The organism is Nocardioides lijunqiniae (assembly GCF_015024225.1).
GTDB lineage: Bacteria > Actinomycetota > Actinomycetes > Propionibacteriales > Nocardioidaceae > Nocardioides > Nocardioides lijunqiniae.
Genome location: NZ_JACJGM010000003.1, coordinates 70595 through 87479, shown reverse-complemented (window position 1 = coordinate 87479; position 16885 = coordinate 70595). Strand labels below are relative to the sequence as shown.

General features: G+C 72.2%; 15 protein-coding genes. 6 read left to right on the top strand and 9 right to left on the bottom strand.

The features are described 5' to 3' along the window. Positions 1 to 53: 53 nt before the first annotated feature. The 3 genes from IRQ30_RS02755 to uvrC are packed head-to-tail and all read right to left on the bottom strand — an operon-like array spanning position 54 to position 3908. On the bottom strand, positions 54 to 1007 hold the full coding sequence (locus IRQ30_RS02755; RefSeq protein WP_193611642.1) for a gluconeogenesis factor YvcK family protein: 954 nt from the start codon (positions 1005 to 1007) through the stop codon (positions 54 to 56). Positions 1008 to 1023: 16 nt separating this feature from the next. Beyond that, positions 1024 to 1911 carry an RNase adapter RapZ gene (gene rapZ, locus IRQ30_RS02750; RefSeq protein WP_193611527.1) on the bottom strand — a complete coding sequence of 296 codons (888 nt, stop codon included), beginning with the start codon at positions 1909 to 1911 and terminating at the stop codon, positions 1024 to 1026. Further along, positions 1911 to 3908 carry an excinuclease ABC subunit UvrC gene (gene uvrC / locus IRQ30_RS02745; RefSeq protein ID WP_193607041.1) on the bottom strand — a complete coding sequence of 666 codons (1998 nt, stop codon included), beginning with the start codon at positions 3906 to 3908 and terminating at the stop codon, positions 1911 to 1913. Before uvrC ends, rapZ begins: the two co-directional genes overlap by 1 nt. A 98-nt stretch (positions 3909 to 4006) precedes the next feature. Between uvrC and IRQ30_RS02740 the strand changes: the two genes are divergently transcribed. Further along, positions 4007 to 5293, top strand: coding sequence for a tetratricopeptide repeat protein (locus IRQ30_RS02740; RefSeq protein ID WP_193611526.1), 1287 nt, complete (start codon positions 4007 to 4009; stop codon positions 5291 to 5293). A gap of 23 nt (positions 5294 to 5316) precedes the next feature. Here IRQ30_RS02740 and IRQ30_RS02735 read toward each other — a convergent pair whose 3' ends face one another. After that, positions 5317 to 5757 carry a Rieske (2Fe-2S) protein gene (locus tag IRQ30_RS02735; protein ID WP_193611525.1) on the bottom strand — a complete coding sequence of 147 codons (441 nt, stop codon included), beginning with the start codon at positions 5755 to 5757 and terminating at the stop codon, positions 5317 to 5319. A gap of 23 nt (positions 5758 to 5780) precedes the next feature. Beyond that, entirely contained in the window at positions 5781 to 6260 is a 480-nt protein-coding gene (locus tag IRQ30_RS02730; protein ID WP_193611524.1) for a Rieske (2Fe-2S) protein, read from the bottom strand. 116 nt (positions 6261 to 6376) lie between these two features. On the opposite strand from IRQ30_RS02730, the gene IRQ30_RS02725 reads away from it, so the two are divergent. The 3 genes from IRQ30_RS02725 to IRQ30_RS02715 are packed head-to-tail and all read left to right on the top strand — an operon-like array spanning position 6377 to position 9482. Beyond that, positions 6377 to 7624, top strand: a complete 1248-nt coding sequence (locus tag IRQ30_RS02725; protein WP_193611523.1) for a hypothetical protein — start codon at positions 6377 to 6379, stop codon at positions 7622 to 7624. Further along, the gene (locus IRQ30_RS02720; protein ID WP_193611522.1) at positions 7621 to 8271 is read left to right on the top strand and encodes a hypothetical protein; all 651 of its coding nucleotides are present in this window, start codon (positions 7621 to 7623) and stop codon (positions 8269 to 8271) included. The genes IRQ30_RS02725 and IRQ30_RS02720 overlap by 4 nt, the downstream gene beginning before the upstream one ends. Beyond that, the gene (locus IRQ30_RS02715; protein WP_193611521.1) at positions 8268 to 9482 is read left to right on the top strand and encodes a hypothetical protein; all 1215 of its coding nucleotides are present in this window, start codon (positions 8268 to 8270) and stop codon (positions 9480 to 9482) included. The genes IRQ30_RS02720 and IRQ30_RS02715 overlap by 4 nt, the downstream gene beginning before the upstream one ends. Here IRQ30_RS02715 and uvrA read toward each other — a convergent pair. After that, positions 9479 to 12469, bottom strand: a complete 2991-nt coding sequence (uvrA, locus tag IRQ30_RS02710) for an excinuclease ABC subunit UvrA (protein WP_193611520.1) — start codon at positions 12467 to 12469, stop codon at positions 9479 to 9481. The genes IRQ30_RS02715 and uvrA overlap by 4 nt on opposite strands. A gap of 158 nt (positions 12470 to 12627) precedes the next feature. Here uvrA and IRQ30_RS02705 point away from each other — a divergent pair, with 158 nt between their 5' ends. Together IRQ30_RS02705 and IRQ30_RS02700 are read left to right on the top strand one after the other, a co-directional pair. After that, entirely contained in the window at positions 12628 to 13335 is a 708-nt protein-coding gene (locus IRQ30_RS02705; protein WP_193611519.1) for a maleylpyruvate isomerase family mycothiol-dependent enzyme, read from the top strand. Then, on the top strand, positions 13329 to 14012 hold the full coding sequence (locus IRQ30_RS02700) for an MBL fold metallo-hydrolase (RefSeq protein ID WP_193611518.1): 684 nt from the start codon (positions 13329 to 13331) through the stop codon (positions 14010 to 14012). The genes IRQ30_RS02705 and IRQ30_RS02700 overlap by 7 nt, the downstream gene beginning before the upstream one ends. 244 nt (positions 14013 to 14256) lie before the next feature. Here IRQ30_RS02700 and IRQ30_RS02695 read toward each other — a convergent pair whose 3' ends face one another. From IRQ30_RS02695 to IRQ30_RS02685, 3 genes are read right to left on the bottom strand one after another with little or no spacing between them, the layout of a single operon-like run. After that, positions 14257 to 15360, bottom strand: coding sequence for a 2Fe-2S iron-sulfur cluster-binding protein (locus IRQ30_RS02695; RefSeq protein ID WP_193611517.1), 1104 nt, complete (start codon positions 15358 to 15360; stop codon positions 14257 to 14259). A gap of 7 nt (positions 15361 to 15367) precedes the next feature. Then, positions 15368 to 15664: a hypothetical protein gene (locus tag IRQ30_RS02690; protein ID WP_193611516.1), complete on the bottom strand. Its 297-nt coding sequence runs from the start codon at positions 15662 to 15664 to the stop codon at positions 15368 to 15370. After that, positions 15664 to 16845 (bottom strand): 3-ketosteroid-9-alpha-monooxygenase, oxygenase component, encoded by a 1182-nt coding sequence (locus IRQ30_RS02685; protein ID WP_193611515.1) that lies wholly within the window; start codon positions 16843 to 16845, stop codon positions 15664 to 15666. The genes IRQ30_RS02690 and IRQ30_RS02685 overlap by 1 nt, the downstream gene beginning before the upstream one ends. Positions 16846 to 16885 lie beyond the last annotated feature (40 nt).

Genomic DNA, 16885 nt, shown 5'->3' with positions numbered 1-16885 from the left:
GAGTCAATCACCCTCGGGGGCAGGCCTCCCGGCCCTCGGCGGCGACGGCCCGGTCAGTCGTCGGCCATGATCCGCGCGTAGGCGGCGGCCAGCTTGGCGGGGTCGTGGCGGGCCGAGCCGTCCTCGACCATCACGTCGTCGAGCACCAGCCGCGCGCCCTGCGCCGCCACGGCCGTCGCGAGCTCGTCGGCACCGTCACCCAGCGAGCGGGGGTCGGCGAGGACGACGTGCGGGCGCAGCCCGGGGGCGTGCTCCAGCAGCACCGCGAGGTGACCGGCCGGACCGAGACCGTCGGTCTCCCCCGCCTGCTCCTCGAGGTTGAGCACGACGATCAGGCGTGCCTCGGTGGTGACGATCGCCTCGCACAGCTCGCGGACCATGAGGTGCGGGATGACGGAGGTGAACCACGACCCGGGCCCGAGCACCAGCCAGTCGGCGGCTCGTACGGCGGCCACGGACTCGGGGCAGACGGTCGGGTCGGCCGGCTCCAGCGCGATCGAGGCGATGCGCCCGGACGTCGAGGCGACCTCGACCTGGCCGCGGACGGTGACCAGCGAGGCGGGCTCGAGTCCCTCCACCTCGGCGGTGATCACCATCGGCGTCAGCGCCATCGGCAGGACCCGTCCCTTGGCCCCCAGCAGCCGGCCCACCCAGTCGAGCGCGTCGACGTGGTCGCCGAGCAGCTCCCAGAGGCTGACGATGAGCAGGTTGCCGACGACGTGGCCACGCATGTCGCCCGCACCCTCGAAGCGGTGCTGCAGGACGCGCGACCAGGTGACGTCCCAGGTGTCCTGACCGCACAGCGCGGCCAGGGCCATCCGCAGGTCGCCGGGCGGCAGGACGCCGAACTCGCCGCGCAGCCGCCCGGAGGATCCGCCGTCGTCGGCGACCGTGACGATGGCGGTGAGGTCGTCCACGGTGAGGTCGTCGACGAGCAGCCGGAGCGCCGTGAGCGAGGCGAAGAGCCCGTGACCACCCCCGAACGCGACGACCGACTGGGCGCGCATGTCGTTCACCGGGCCCTCACTCCCGTCCGAGGTCGCGGTGGGTGACCCTGACCTCGAGACCGTGCGCGACCAGGCGCCGGCCGATCTCCTCGCTCATGGCGACGCTGCGGTGCTTGCCGCCGGTGCACCCCAGCGCCACGCGCATGAACCGCTTGCCCTCGCGGAGGTAGCCCTCGGCGACGCCGGTCAGCACCGGCACGTAGGCGTCGAGGAACTCCTCGGCGCCGGGCTGGGCGCGGACGTAGTCGGACACCGGCCCGTCCTTGCCGGTGCTGGCGCGCAGCTCGGGCACCCAGAACGGGTTGGGCAGGAAGCGCATGTCCGCGACGAAGTCGGCGTCGACGGGGATGCCGTACTTGAAGCCGAAGCTGATCACGTTGACGCTGAGCCGCATCGTCTCCGGCGAGCCGAAGGCCTCGCCGATCGCGTCGGTGAGCTGGTGGACGTTGAGCGCGGTGGTGTCGATGACCAGGTCGGCGTCGCTGCGCAGGTCGCCGAGGACCTGGCGCTCGCGCTGCAGGCCGTCCAGCAGCCGTCCGGTGCCCTGCAGCGGGTGCGGGCGGCGGGCGGCCTCCTGGCGGCGTACGAGGACGTCGTCTGCGGCGTCGAGGAAGACCAGGGTGGTGCGTCGACCGGTCGCGCCCTGCGCGAGGTTGGCGTGCAGCGTGTGGAAGAACGACCCGGACCGGACGTCGACGACGACCGCGATGCGCTGGGCCGAGGAGAAGCCCTCGTCGACGAGCTTGACGACGTCCGGCAGGAGGCTGGGGGGCAGGTTGTCGACGACGTAGTAGCCGAGGTCCTCGAGCTCCTTGGCCGCCGTGCTGCGCCCGGCGCCGGTCATGCCGGTGACGACCACGAGCTCGCCCCGCTCGGTGGCGTCGGTGTCGCGCGTGGGGGTCATCAGGACTCCTCGATCTCGCCGGTGGCGGTGTTGACGGACACAGTCTGGCCGGTGGGCGCGGTCTGGGCGACGGCGTCCTTGATCGCGGTCGCGGTGCGCTCGCCGATGCCGGGCACCATCGCGATCTCCTCCACCGAGGCGAGGCGGAGCTTCTTGAGCGAGCCGAAGTGCTTGAGCAGGGTCTTGCGGCGCACCTCGCCCAGCCCCGGGACGTCGTCGAGCAGGCTCTCCACCATGGTCTTGGAGCGCCGCGACCGGTGGTGGTTGATCGCGAAGCGGTGGGCCTCGTCGCGGACCCGCTGGAGGAGGTAGAGACCCTCGGAGGAGCGCGCCAGGATGACCGGGTCCTCCTGGCCAGGGACCCACACCTCCTCGAGCCGCTTGGCCAGGCCGACGACCGGGATGTCGACGATGCCGAGCTCGTCGAGCGCCTGCTGGGCCGCCGCGACCTGCGGCGGGCCGCCGTCGACCACCACCAGGCCCGGGGCGTAGGCGAACTTGCGCGGCCGGCCGGTCTCGGGGTCCACGAGCATCGGGCCGCTGTCGGTCGCGACCTCCTTGCTGCGGGCCTGCTCGTCGAGCAGGCGCCGGAAGCGGCGGGTGATCACCTCGTGCATCGAGGCGACGTCGTTCTGCCCGTCGACGCCCTTGATGACGAAGCGGCGGTACTCGCCCTTGCGGGCCAGGCCGTCCTCGAAGACGACCATGGAGGCGACCACCTCGGTGCCCTGCAGGTTGGAGACGTCGTAGCACTCGATGCGCAGCGGGACCTCGTCGAGGTCGAGCGCCAGCTGGATCTCCTCCAGCGCGCGGTTGCGGGTGGTGAGGTCGCTGGCGCGACGGGTCTTGTGCAGGACCAGCGCCTGTCCGGCGTTGCGGGCCACGGTCTCCTGCAGCGTCTTCTTGTCGCCGCGCTGCGGGACGCGGACCTGCACCCGGCTCCCCCGCCGGTCGCTGAGGAGGTCCTCCCAGGTCTCGACGTCCGGCGGCAGCGCCGGCACCAGGATCTCGCGCGGGATGGCGTCGGCCTCGGCCTCGCCGGCGTAGAGCTGGAGCAGGAAGTCCTCGACGAGCTCGGGCGTGCCGCCCTCGTCGACGCGGTCGGCCACCCAGCCGCGCTGGCCGCGGATCCGGCCGCCGCGGACGTAGAAGATCTGGACGGCCACCTCGAGCGGGTCCTCGGCCAGCGCGATCACGTCGGCGTCGGCGCCGTCGCCCAGGACGACCGCCTGCTTCTCGAGCGCCTTCTCGAGCGCGCCCAGGTCGTCGCGCAGCCGCGCGGCACGCTCGTAGTCCTGCGCGTCGGAGGCGGCGTACATCTCCTTCTCGATGCGGCGCACGAACGGACGGGTCTGCCCGCCCATGAAGTCGCAGAAGTCGTCGACGATCTCCCGGTGCTCCTCGGGCGAGACCTGGCCGACGCACGGCGCCGCGCACTTGCCGATGTAGCCGAGCAGGCAGGGCCGCCCGATCTGGGCCGAGCGCTTGAAGACGCCGTTGCTGCAGGAACGCATCGGGAAGACCCGCAGCAGGACGTCGACGGTCTCGCGGATCGCCCACGCGTGGCTGTAGGGGCCGAAGTAGCGGGTGCCCTTGCGCTTGGCGCCGCGCCCCACCATCACCCGGGGGAACTCCTCGCCCACGGTGACCGCGAGCCAGGGGTAGGACTTGTCGTCGCGGTACTTGACGTTGAACCGCGGGTCGAACTCCTTGATCCAGGAGTACTCCAGCTGGAGCGCCTCGACCTCGGTGTTGACTACCGTCCACTCCACGCTGGCGGCGGTCGTGACCATCGTCGCCGTGCGCTGGTGGAGGTTGCCGATGTCCTGGAAGTACGACGACAGCCGGGCGCGGAGGTTCTTCGCCTTGCCGACGTAGACGACGCGGCCCTTCGGGTCGCGGAAGCGGTAGACGCCCGGCTGCGTCGGGATCGAGCCCGGCTCGGGACGGTAGGACAGCGGCCCGCGGGTGGGTCGGGACGAGCGGGGCGGTGGCACTCCTCAAGCCTACGGTCCGCCACGGACAGGCGAAGGACGCCCTCGGCCGGCCCGAGTGTCGGCTTTGTGGTTATTGTCGCGTCGATTACTGTTCTTTCATGCACTGTCGCGACCGCTACGGACTCCGGCTCACCACGTCGGACGTCGCCGCCGAGTCCTACAACCGCGGCGTCGGCGACCTGCTCCGGCTGCGCGCGGGGGCGGTCGAGGCGATCGCGGCCTCGGTGACGCACGACCCCACCTTCGCCCTGGGCCACGCCGCCCTCGCCCTGCTCGGTCACGACCTGTGCGCCCCGGTGGACGTCGCGGGCCGGATGCGCGACGCCGAGCGGCACGCCGCGCGAGCCACCGAGCGCGAGCGCAGCCACGTCCACGCGATCCTGTCGCACCTGCGCGGCGACTCCACCCCCGTCGTGCGCCACCTCGAGACCTACCCGGTCGACGCGCTCCTGCTGTCGGCGGCGGTGCCGACCATCGCCTTCGCCGGCGTCACCGAGGTCCCGCAGCAGGCCTGGGACATCGTCGAGAGGGCAGCACCCGCCTACGGCGACGACTGGTGGTACGCCGGGCTGCTCGCCTTCATCCGCCAGGAGCAGGGCCGCTTCGACGAGGCCATGGACCTCTCGTGCCGGTCGCTGGCGGTCGAGCCCAGCGCCGGGCACTCCGCCCACGCCCGGGCGCACGCGCACTACGAGACCGGAGACCACCGAGCCGGTCTGGCGTGGATGGACGGCTGGGTGACCGGTGACGGGGCGAGCATCGACAGCATCAGCCACTTCTCCTGGCACGCCGCGCTCCACGAGCTCTCGCTCGGCGACCTGGCGGCGGTGCGCCGCCGCTACGACGCGCAGCTGCGACCCGAGCAAGGCCTCGGCTGCCGCGCGCTGGTCGACAGCGGCTCGCTGCTGATCCGGTGGTCCATGACGCCCGACGCCGAGGACGTGCCCGACCTGCAGCGGGTCGCCCAGGTCGTCGGACGTGACGTGCTCGAGCGGCCCGCCACGCCCTTCCTGGCCATGCACAGCGCGGTGACCCTGCTCGCGCTCGGCGACGGCGCCGGCCTGCAGCGTCTGGGCCGCTTCGCTGCGGGCCACGCCCACCCGACCCACCGCGAGGTGGTCGCTCCACTCGTGGCCGCACTGCGCGAGATGCACGCCGGCCGGTACGCCGGGGCCGCTGCGTCGCTGGCGGCCCTCTCCCCCGCGATCCCTCGCCTGGGCGGCTCGGACGCACAGCGCGAGATCGTCGAGGAGGTCAGGATCGCCGCGCTGATCCGGGCCGACCGGCTGGACGAGGCCCGCGACCTGCTCGACCGGCGGCTGGACCGACGTACGTCGCGGCGCGACGAGCGCTGGCGCGACACCTGCCTCCAGCCGGCCGTCTGAGCGACCGGCCGGAGCAGGAGGTCCTACGCCGCCAGGATCTTGTCGCCCTCGACGGCGATCTGCACCTTGGCCAGCGCCGAGCCCGCCGGCCCGCCCTCGACCTCGCCGGTCGCGGCGGAGAACGAGCTGCCGTGGACCGCGCACGCGATGACGCCGTCCTCGACGGAGGTGACGGTGCTGCCCTGGTGGGTGCAGACGGCGGTGAAGGCGACGAAGTCGCCCTCCGTGGGCTGGGTGATGACGATCTGCTGGTCGCCGAGGATCAGTCCGCCGCCGACGGGCACCTCGGAGGTGGTGGCGAGCTCGGTGCCGGCCTCGGCCTCGGCACCGCCGCCCCCGCCACCCTCGTCATCGCTCGAGCCGCCCCCGCAGCCCGCGAGGGCGGCAGCGACCCCGAGGGCCCCGAGGCCGTGGAAGACGATGCGACGGGTGGGCCGGTACTGCGTCTGTCGTGGTGCGGACATGCGTGCCTCCTGGGCGTGGGGGGTCAGGCGCGGCTGATCTGGCCGTCCGTCACGGTGATCTCGACCGGGCCGAGAGGCTCGGTGGCGGGACCCTTCTCGGCGGCTCCGTCGGTGAGCGAGAACTCGCTGCCGTGGCAGGGGCAGACGATGCTCTTGGTGACCTCGCTGACCGGGCAGCCCGAGTGGGTGCACTGGATGTCGAAGCCCTTGAAGTCGCCGGCGGTCGGCTGGGTGACCACCACGCCCTCCTCGGGGAAGACCGCCCCGCCGCCGACCGGGATGTCCGCGGCCGCGGCGAAGCCGGCCGCCGCCGGAGCCGACGAGGACGCCGGTCCGGAGGGACTCGAGGAGCCCGACGACGACGGGGACGAGGGGGTCGGGTCCTCCGTGGCGGTGGAGCCGCCGTCGTCGTCGCTGCCGCACGCGGCGAGCACCGGCAGGGCCAGCCCCACACCGGCGGCGCCCGTCAGTGCCTTGCGCCTGCTGAGTCCTGATGTCGCCATGTGAGTACCCTCCGAGAGCGGTCCAGTAGTTGAAAGACACACTACTCAGCCGCCTGAGAGCATCATGAGAACCAGCCGCGAGCCGGCCGAGAAACCGACCTCGATAGCCTTGCCCCGTGGGGGTGACGGAAGCCGGCGGGCAGGTCGACGCGTACGTCGACACCCTCGACGACCTCGTCGCCGCCCTCGAGCAGGACCCCGTCAACGTCCAGCAGCTCCGTGGCAACGGCCACACGGCGGAGATCGACGCGGCGCTGACCGAGATCGTCGAGTCCTCCGACATCCCCATCTACGTCGCGCTCGTCGGCGAGCTGCCCGAGCTCTCCGCCGACCGTCCGGCGGAGGACCTGGCCGTCCGCCTGCAGTCGAACCTCGAGCCGGACGCTCTCTACATCGTGGCCGTCGGGCGCACCGGCGGCACGACGTTCTCCTACGGGGGTGACGACGTCGGCGTCGAGAGCGCGATCTACGAGGGCCTGCAGAAGACCTACGGCGACTACGACTACGACGCCCCGCGAGCCAGCGACGCCGGCCGGGCGGCCATGATCGCCACCGTGGCGTCCTCCGACGACGGCACCATCTCCGACTCCCTGGTGGAGACCTACACCGAGGACGCCACCTGGACCAGCCCCCGCTACGAGTCGCGCCAGGATGCCTACCTGCACTCAGAGGTCGCGGGGCTCTCCCTCTGCGTGGGGGTGCTCGTCGCGCTCACCCTGTGGCGGCTCACCCGCACCTGGGCGCTGCGCGCGGTGGTGCCGGCTCCGGCGCCCGGCGCGCACGGACGGGCCACCGGGCGCGACTCGCGGCCCACCGGCCGGACGCGGCGCGAGGTGGACGCGGCGGCCCGGGCCCTGGCGTCGGACGCGATGCCCGACGTCGAGGACGTGCGCGGTCAGGCCAGCAGCGCGCTGGACACGCTCGCCGCCGAGCTCACCCGCAAGCCGTCCGGCCCCGGGGTGGACGACGCCCTGGGCTGCCGCGTGGCGGCCGAGCAGGTCGTCGACTCCGACGACGTCCTCGACGTCGTCGGGGCGCTGGTGCTGGCGCGCGCCGGGCGGGAGCTCCTCCAGGACCCCGACCGGCCCTACCGACCGTGCTTCCTCAACCCGCTGCACGGACGCGGCTACATCGAGACCAGCGCGCCCGTCGGCGGTGACGACGAGGTGACCGTGCCGGTGTGCCGGCGGTGCAGCAAGGCCGGCGGCACGGCACGCGGGTACGAGCCGCTGCTCGCCCGCCGCCGCGGCCTGGTATCCCGGGCCCCGCGGCCCTACTACGAGGGCGACACGGTCTGGGCGCGCACGGGCTTCGGGTCGCTCGACCCCGACCTGTGGCGCCGGGTCACCGAGGACCGGTCATGAGGGACTGGCGCCTCGTCGTCGGGCTGGTGGTGTCCGTGCTCCTGGGCACGGCCGCCGGGCTCGTGCCGGCGCTGCGGGCGGAGACCGACCCGATCGCCGCCGTCGAGCCGCCGGGCGACCGGGTGAAGGCGGCGATCGAGGAGCTGCGCGTGGACCGCGTCCACGTGCCCGAGGACGGCCGGGGGATGCTCGACGAGGCCGGCGAGCGCCGGCTCGAGGCCCTGCTCGCCGACGCCGACCCGGCCGTCTACGTCGTGGTCTGGGCGGAGACCAACCAGGCCGGCTACGGCTCGCCCTACGACGTCGTCGACCAGCTCGGTGCCGCGATCGACCCCCGCGCCGTCATGGTCGTCTGGGAGGGGCCGGGCCGCGGCGACGTCGGCACCCTGGACGGGTACGTCCCGGCCATCATGGCCTTCGAGGGCGAGCCCGAGGCGCGCATCACCGAGCTCGTCGAGCAGCTCCGCGGCCAGACGGTCGAGCCCCGCGACGAGGAGCCGACCGGTGAGGTGATCGCCGGCGGGCTCGCCGGGTCGATGGGCGGGGCCGCCGCCTACGGCCTGCTCATGCTCGTGGTCGGCCTCGTCCGGCTCGCCCGCCGTCGCCCGTTCCTCGTCCCCGGACCCTGGCAGAAGGACCCCTCGTGAGCAACGCCGACGACCGTATCGACCAGCTGCTGACGACCGTGCAGGCGTCGCTGGACGCGACCGGCGTCTACGTCGCACCCGCCATGGCGAGGTACGTCGACGCCGCCGACGTCGCCCGCATCGAGGCGGCCGTGGCGCGCTCCCCCGAGCCGATCTTCGTCGTGGCCTACCCCCTCGACTACGGCGACGCGTTCAACGGCGACGCCGGTGACCTGCTCAGCCGGCTCCACGACCGGTCCGACGCGCCCGGGATCTACGTCGCCAACGGCGCCGTCTACGCCGAGGCGCAGGAGTTCCGGCTCGAGGCGCGGACCTGGGGCGACAGCCTGGGCGGCACCAGCGCGGACAGCTACGAGCTGTCGACCCTCGGCGAGGAGACCGCCCCCGGCGACCTGGGCGAGCAGCTGGCGACCGTGGCCGAGGCCGTCGCCGACGGCACCGTGACCGAGCAGTACCTCGAGCTCGTCCAGGAGCGGCGCGAGAGCCCGAGAACCGGCGCCGACCCGGGTGGCTTCGGCGACGACGGCGCCCCGGTGGCGGCCTACACCGTGGGTGGCGTGGTGCTGGCCGTCGTCCTGGTCTGGGCCGTCGCCGCCGGCCGGCGCCGTTCGGGTCGGTCGCGGACCGTCGGTGGCGCCGGACGGCGCGAGTTCACCCTCCCGGCCTCCGTGCTGGACCGGGTGCGCGACGCCCACGACGAGCAGCTCACCCGGCGCGCCCATCGCGAGGTGCTGGCGCTGGGCGAGCGCATCGACGCCGCCGACATGGACGCGGCGCGCGCGCCACGCTCCTGGCAGGCGGCGCTGGACCACTACGACGCCGCCCGCCGGGTGCTCGGCGAGGGCGACGGCGCCGAGGTCGACGTGCTGGACGTCGTCGGGGCGATCGTCCTCGCCGAGCGCGGCGACGAGGCGCTCACCGCGGCCCTGGCGGGCCGGCCGTTCGAGCCGACCACGCCCTGCTTCCTCGACCCCCTGCACGGCGAGGCCACGGCGGAGGGCTCGATCGAGCGCGGCGGCGACCGGATCGCCGTACCGCTGTGCCGGGACTGCCGCACCGAGCTGCGCAAGAAGCGACGCCCCGACATCCTCGACGTGGTGCGCGACGGCAAGCCCGTGCACTACTTCGAGACCGACGACGAGCCCTGGGCCTCCACCGGCTACGGCGCGCTGTCGCACGACCTGGTCGAGCGGCTGCACCGCCGCCGCTAGGACTTCTTGGCGGCGGCCCTCTTGCGCGTGGTGGCCTTCTTCGCCGGCGCCTTGGCGGTCACGGCCTTGCGGGCACCACGTGCCTCCGGGGCCGCGCTGGCCGCCAGCATCCGCTTCGGCTGCTGGGCGTGCCGGCCGTCGAGCATCGGCGCGAGGAACTGGCCGGTGTAGGAGTCGGGGTTGGCCGCCACCTGCTCCGGCGTGCCCTCGGCCACGACCATGCCGCCCCGCGAGCCGCCCTCGGGACCCATGTCGACCAGCCAGTCGGCGGTCTTGATGACGTCGAGGTTGTGCTCGATGACCAGCACGGAGTTGCCCTGGTCGACCAGCCGGCCGAGCACCAGCAGCAGCTTGCGGATGTCCTCGAAGTGCAGGCCCGTGGTGGGCTCGTCGAGGACGTAGACGGTGCGGCCGGTGGAGCGCTTCTGCAGCTCGGAGGAGAGCTTGACGCGCTGCGCCTCACCGCCCGACAGGGTCGTCGCCGGCTGCCCGAGGCGGACGTAGCCCAGGCCCACCTCGACCAGGGTCTTCATGTGCCGCGCGATCGGCGGGACGGCCGCGAAGAACTCGACCGCCTCCTCGATCGGCATGTCCAGGACCTCGGCGATGGTCTTGCCCTTGTAGTGGACCTCGAGCGTCTCGCGGTTGTAGCGGGCGCCGTGGCACACCTCGCACGGGACGTAGACGTCGGGCAGGAAGTTCATCTCGATCTTGATCGTGCCGTCGCCGGAGCACGCCTCGCAGCGCCCGCCCTTGACGTTGAACGAGAAGCGACCCTGGAGGTAGCCGCGCATCTTGGCCTCGGGGGTCGAGGCGAAGAGCTTGCGGATGTGGTCGAAGACACCGGTGTACGTCGCCGGGTTGGACCGCGGGGTGCGGCCGATCGGCGACTGGTCGACGTGGATCACCTTGTCGACGTGCTCGAGGCCGGTGATCTTCTGGTGCCGGCCCGGGACGGTGCGGGAGCGGTAGATCTGCTTGGCCAGCGAGGTGTAGAGGATGTCGTTGACCAGCGTCGACTTGCCCGAGCCCGAGACGCCCGTGACGGCAACGAACATGCCGAGCGGGAAGGCGACGTCGACGTTGCGCAGGTTGTGCTCTCGCGCGCCGTGCACCTTGAGCTCGCGGCCCTTGGTGCGCGGTCGGCGCACCTCGGGGACCGGGATCTCCCGGCGACCGGAGAGGTACTGGCCGGTCATCGAGTCCGGGTGGTCGAGCAGGCCCTGGACCGAGCCGCTGTGGACGACCTGCCCGCCGTGCTCGCCGGCGCCGGGCCCGATGTCGACGACCCAGTCGGCGACCCGGATGGTGTCCTCGTCGTGCTCGACGACGATCAGCGTGTTGCCGAGGTCCTTGAGCCGGACCAGCGTCTCGATCAGCCGCTTGTTGTCGCGCTGGTGGAGCCCGATGGAGGGCTCGTCGAGGACGTAGAGGACGCCGACCAGGCCCGCGCCGATCTGGGTGGCCAGGCGGATGCGCTGCGCCTCGCCGCCCGACAGCGACCCCGAGGGCCGGTCGAGGGAGAGGTAGTCGAGCCCGACGTCGAGCAGGAAGTTGAGGCGCTCCTGGATCTCCTTGAGCACCCGCTCCCCGATCTGGCGCTCGCGCGCACTCAGGTCGAGGTCGCGCAGGAAGTCGGCGGTCTCGTTGATCGGCAGCGCGCAGACCTCGGCGATGTTGCGCCCGCCGAGCAGGACCGCCATCGAGACCGGCTTGAGCCGGCTGCCCTTGCACGTGGGGCAGGGCACCTCGCGCATGAAGCCCTCGAACCGCTCGCGGCTCGTGTCGGACTCCGCCTCGCGGTGGCGCCGCTCGATGTAGGGGCGCACGCCCTCGAACGCCGCGTAGTAGGCGCGCTGGCGGCCGTAGCGGTTGCGGGTGACGACGTGGACCTTGGTGGAGTGGCCGTCGAGGATGGACTTCTGGGACTTGGTCGAGAGCCGCTCCCAGGGCGTGTTGAGGTCGAAGCCGAGCTCGTCGCCCAGCGCGCCGAGCAGCTTGAGGAAGTAGTCGGCGACGTGGGCCTGGCTCCACGGCTGGATGGCGCCCTCGCCGAGGGTGGCCGACGGGTCGGGCACGACCAGCTCGGGGTCGACCTCCATGCGGGTGCCGAGGCCGCTGCACGCGGGGCAGGCGCCGAACGGCGAGTTGAAGGAGAACGAGCGCGGCTCGAGCTCGTCGGTGTCGATCGGGTGGTCGTTGGGGCACGACATCTTCTCGCTGAACCGCATCTCGCGGTCGGGGTCCTTGGCGTCCAGGTCGACGAAGTCGAGCAGGACCAGGCCGCCGGCGAGGTTGAGCGCGGTCTCCACGGAGTCGGTGAGGCGGCGCTTGGAGGTCTCCTTGACCGCCAGCCGGTCGACCACGACCTCGATCGTGTGCTTCTTCTGCTTGTCGAGCTTGGGACCGTCGGTCAGCAGCGCGTCGAGGGTGTGGGTCTCGCCGTCGACCTTGGCGCGGCTGAAGCCCTGGGTCTGGAGCTGGCGGAACAGCTCGAGGTACTCGCCCTTGCGGCCGCGGATCACCGGGGCCAGGACCTGGAACCGGCGGCCCTCCTCGAGCGAGAGCACCTTGTCGACGATCTGCTGCGGCGTCTGCCGCTCGATGGGCGCGCCGCACGTCGGGCAGTGGGGGCGGCCGGCGCGGGCGTAGAGCAGGCGGAGGTAGTCGTAGACCTCCGTGATCGTGCCGACGGTGGAGCGGGGGTTCTTCGAGGTGGACTTCTGGTCGATCGAGACCGCGGGCGAGAGGCCCTCGATGAAGTCGACGTCGGGCTTGTCCATCTGCCCGAGGAACTGGCGCGCGTAGGCCGAGAGCGACTCGACGTAGCGGCGCTGGCCCTCCGCGAAGATCGTGTCGAACGCGAGCGAGGACTTGCCCGAGCCCGACAGGCCCGTGAACACGATGAGCGAGTCACGGGGAAGGTCGAGCGAGACGTCCTTGAGGTTGTGCTCCCGGGCTCCCCGGATGATGAGCTGATCCGCCACTGCCGTCCTTCGGGCTAGGTCTGGTTCGAACAAGTGTTCGTCACCCGCGAGCGCTAATCAAGCCGACGCGACCGACATCTCAGAGTCTCACGCGCCACCGACAGCCCGGAATCTCCGACTCCCACGCCCACCGTTACCCATGCGCGAGGATGAGCCCCATGACCGACGCCGACCTGACCGATGAGCTGCAGGACGCGACCTCGCGCCTGGTGCGCACCGTGGACGCCCTCACCGACGAGGAGTACGCCGCCGCGTCTCTCCTGCCCGGCTGGACCCGCGGCCACGTGGTGGCCCACCTCGCCCTCAACGCCGAGGCGCTCGCGGGCGTGCTGGCCGGCATCGTGAGCGGCCGGCCGGCCCCGATGTACCCGTCCCAGGAGCAGCGCGACGCCGACATCGAGGAGCTCGCCGCGGCCGAGCCCGGCGAGCTCCGCGACCGGCTCCTGGCGTCGACGACCGAGCTCGCGGACGCGGTCGCCGCCGTGCCCGAGCCGGGATGGGACACCGTCGTCGAGCGCACCCCGGGCAGCGGACGGACCTTCGTCGCGCACGCCGTGCCGGGCATGCGGCTGCGCGAGGTCGAGATCCACCATGCCGACCTCGCCGCCGGCTACACCCGCGCCGACTGGCCCACGTCGTTCTCGCAGCGGGTGGTGCGCTCGATGATGAAGCGGGACGCCGGCGACCAGCCCTTCACGGCGGCGCCGCACGACGTGGACGGCACGTGGCAGTGTGGTGAGGTGACCGCCTCCTCCCCCGTCGTCCGCGGCAGCGTCGCGGACCTCGCGTGGTGGCTGACCGGTCGCGACGACGGAGCGGGACTCACGACGGACGGCGGCGCGCTGCCGAGGATCGAGGCATGGTGAGCGACGAGGGCTACACCGGCGAGGTGACGGTCGGCGGCGGCGCCGACGTGCGCGAGCTCGCGCACCTGCGCATCACCAAGGTCGCGGTGGACGAGGCGATGTCCAACAACTGCTACCTCCTCACCTGCCGGGAGACCGGCGACCAGGTGCTCGTCGACGCCGCGTCCGAGCCCGAGACGCTGCTGCCGGTCATCGGCGACGCCGGCTTGGCCACCGTCGTCACCACCCACCAGCACTGGGACCACCACCGCGCCTTGGACGCCGTCGTCCGCGCGACGGGCGCGGAGGTCGTGGCCGGAGCGCCGGACGCCGCGGCCATCACCGACCAGACCGGGGTCCCGGTCACCCGCACGGTCGGCGACGGCGACACGGTCGCGGTCGGCGCCTGCACGCTGGAGGTCATCGCGGTCGCCGGCCACACCCCCGGCTCGATCGCGCTCGTCTACCGCGACCCCGAGGGTCACCCGCACCTGTTCACCGGCGACTCGCTGTTCCCCGGCGGCGTCGGCAACACCTTCGGCGACGACGCGGCGTTCGCCCAGCTCGTCGACGAGGTCGAGACCAAGATCTTCGCCGCCCTGCCCGACGACACGTGGTTCTACCCCGGCCACGGCGACGACTCCACGCTCGGCGCCGAGCGGGCGTCGATCCCGGAGTGGCGGGCACGGGGCTGGTAGGTCCGCGCGCCGCACGTCATCCCGCCCCGAGAGGCGGGACGAGGCGGCGACCTGTCCCGGAGACATGGGGGGATGGGCCGGGACAGGTCGCGCTACCGCAGGAACGCCCGCGGCGGGTCCCCATGCACCGAGCACCGAGGCGTTCTGGGAACGATCTAACCGGTCCCGGCGCTCCGTGTCACCTGTTACCGTCTATTTGCCTTTGTGGGCTAGACCGGCTCACTTTGTTACCCGCCCGTGGATCTCAGCTGTAGGTGACCTTGACGGTGTCCGTGACCGGGAGGGCCTGGCAGGCCAGCCGGATGCCCTCGTCGAGGTCCTCGTCGTCGAGGACGTCGTTGTGGAGAAGCTTGACCTCGCCCTCGAGGAGCCGGACCGCGCAGGCCGAGCACTCCCCCTCGCGGCACGAGTACGGCGCCTTGATGCCCTTCGCCTCCAGGTGGTCGAGCATCTTGGTGCCGGCCTCCCAGTCGTCGAAGGCGTGCTGCTCGCCGTCGAGCTCGACCTCGAGCCGGGCGGGACCGCGCGCGCCGACAGCCGCGTCGTCGGCGGCGTCCTGCTCGTCGGTCTCGGCCGCGGAGATCTCGCTCTCGGCCACCTCGACGTCGTGGAGGTCGCCGAAGGGGTTGCCGCCGAGGGAGACGAACTTCTCCTGGTGACGACGGTCGCGCGGGAAGCCGAGCTCCTTGAGCGCGCCCACGGTCATCTTCATGAACGGCGCCGGCCCGCAGACGAACGCGTCGGCCGACGAGTGGGCGGCGGCGAACGCCTTCATCTGCTCGGGCGTCGGAAGCCCCTGGACCGACTCGAGCCAGTGGACGACCTGGAGCCGCTCCGGGTGCTCGGCCGCGAGGGCGCTGAGCTCGGCGGCGAAGATCACCGACGACTCGTCGCGGTTGGCGTAGAACAGCACGATGCGCCCGGAGCCCTGCGCCAGCGCCGTGCGCGTGATCGACAGGATCGGGGTGATGCCCGACCCGCCGGCGAACAGCAGCAGGTCGGCGTCGAGCGAGGCGGGGGTGAAGATGCCGCTGGGCGGCAGCACCCGCAGGGTGTCGCCCCGGCGGAGCCGGTCGCAGATCCAGTGGGAGGCGTAGCCGTCGACGGTGCGCTTGACGGTGATCGTCAGCCGTCCGGTCTCCTCGTACGACAGCGGGCTGCTGGACAGCGAGTAGCAGCGCGCGGCGACGCCGGTCCGGTCGCTGGGGACGGCGACGGTCAGGAACTGACCGGGCTGGTAGGAGAAGTGGTCGGCGTGCTCGTCGGGGACCTCGAAGGTGACCGAGTGCGCGTCGGCCGTCTCCTCGACGACCTCCGCGACCGTGAGCTCGAAGGATGCGGTGTCCATGGGTGGGTCAGTATCCGTCCTCGGCGCCGATGTCGACCTTCCCCTCACGTACGGCGGACTCGATGCTGGCGCTCAGCCGGGGGCACCCCTGGTGGTGGTCGCGCCCGCGCCCGTCGCGGCGCGACAGCTCGGGGCACGCCTCGCGCGCCTCGCGGCTCCACTGGATCGAGGTGTGGTGGTCGCTGTTCTTCTTCACGCCGACCCGCGCCAGGCAGTCCAGGCACGCGACGTCGGTGAGGCGGGCGCTGGTGTAGAGGCGCTGGTCCTCGAGGGTGTCGGCGCTGGTCGGGACGAAGGACGCCATCAGGTGCCCGTCATGACCGACGGCGTGTCGCTCTCGGTCGACGTGGGGGCCTCGTCCGCGGCCTTCTCGTCGGCCGCCTTCCGCGCGAGGTTCTGGGCGACCTCCTCCTGCCAGTACTCGTTGGCCTTGGTGGTGTCGACCTCGAACTCGAAGCGGTCGACCATCTCCGGCTGCACGTCGGCCCGGTCGACGTAGAACTGCTCGTACCACCGGCGCAGCTGGTAGACGGGGCCGTCCTCCTCGCAGAGGAGGGGGTTCTGCACGGGCACCTTGTTCTTCCAGATGTGCACGTCCTGCAGGAAGCCACCGCCGAACATCTCGGCGTACTTCTTGCTGATGTAGGCGGCGGTCTTGTCGTCGATGCCCTCGGGCTTCTTGACCGTGATGCCGTACTGGAGCGTGAACGAGTCGGGCCCGGTCGGGATGTGGCAGTTGATCAGGATGACCTCGGTCTCGAAGCCCTTGTAGTCGACGTCGAGCCAGTTGATCATGTACGACGGCCCGTAGTAGGTGGCCTCGGACTTGAGGAACAGCTCGGCGTCGCCGTAGCCGCCGGTCATGTCGGGGCGGCCCTTGGACTCCATGAACTGGGTCGCCTGGTGGCCCTCGAAGACGTTGCGGAAGCTGGTCGGGAACGAGAAGTGCACGTAGTAGAAGTGCGCCATGTCGACGACGTTGTCGATGAGCTCGCGGCAGTGGGAGTCGGTGATCGGCACGACCTCCCAGGTCCAGTCGGTGTACTCGTCGGTGCCGACACCGGGCAGCTCGGGCGGCAGCAGGTCGTGGTCGGCCGCGGAGCCCTCGACGTCGTGCCAGATCAGCAGCTGGCCGTTGCGGATGGCCGTGGGGTACTTCTGGGTGCGGGCGCGCAACGGCACCCGGCGGGCGTACGGGATGGCCTTGCACTTGCCGTCGCCGCCCCAGCGCCAGTCGTGGAACGGGCACGCAATCTCGTCGCCCTTGACCGTGCCCTGGGTGAGGTCGCCGCCCATGTGGCGGCAGTAGCCGTCGAGGACGTTGAGCCCGCCCTGGGTGTCCTGCCAGACGACGAGCTGACCTCCGAACGCCTCGATCCGGTGCGGCTTGCCGTCGCCGAAGCTGTCGGCGAGCCCGAGGCAGTGCCAGCCGCGCGCGAAGCGCTCGGGCGGCGTGCCCTTGTCGAGGATCCTCGTGTCGCTCATCGTGTGCCTCTCTCCGACCGGGTCGTGCGTGCGGACGCGC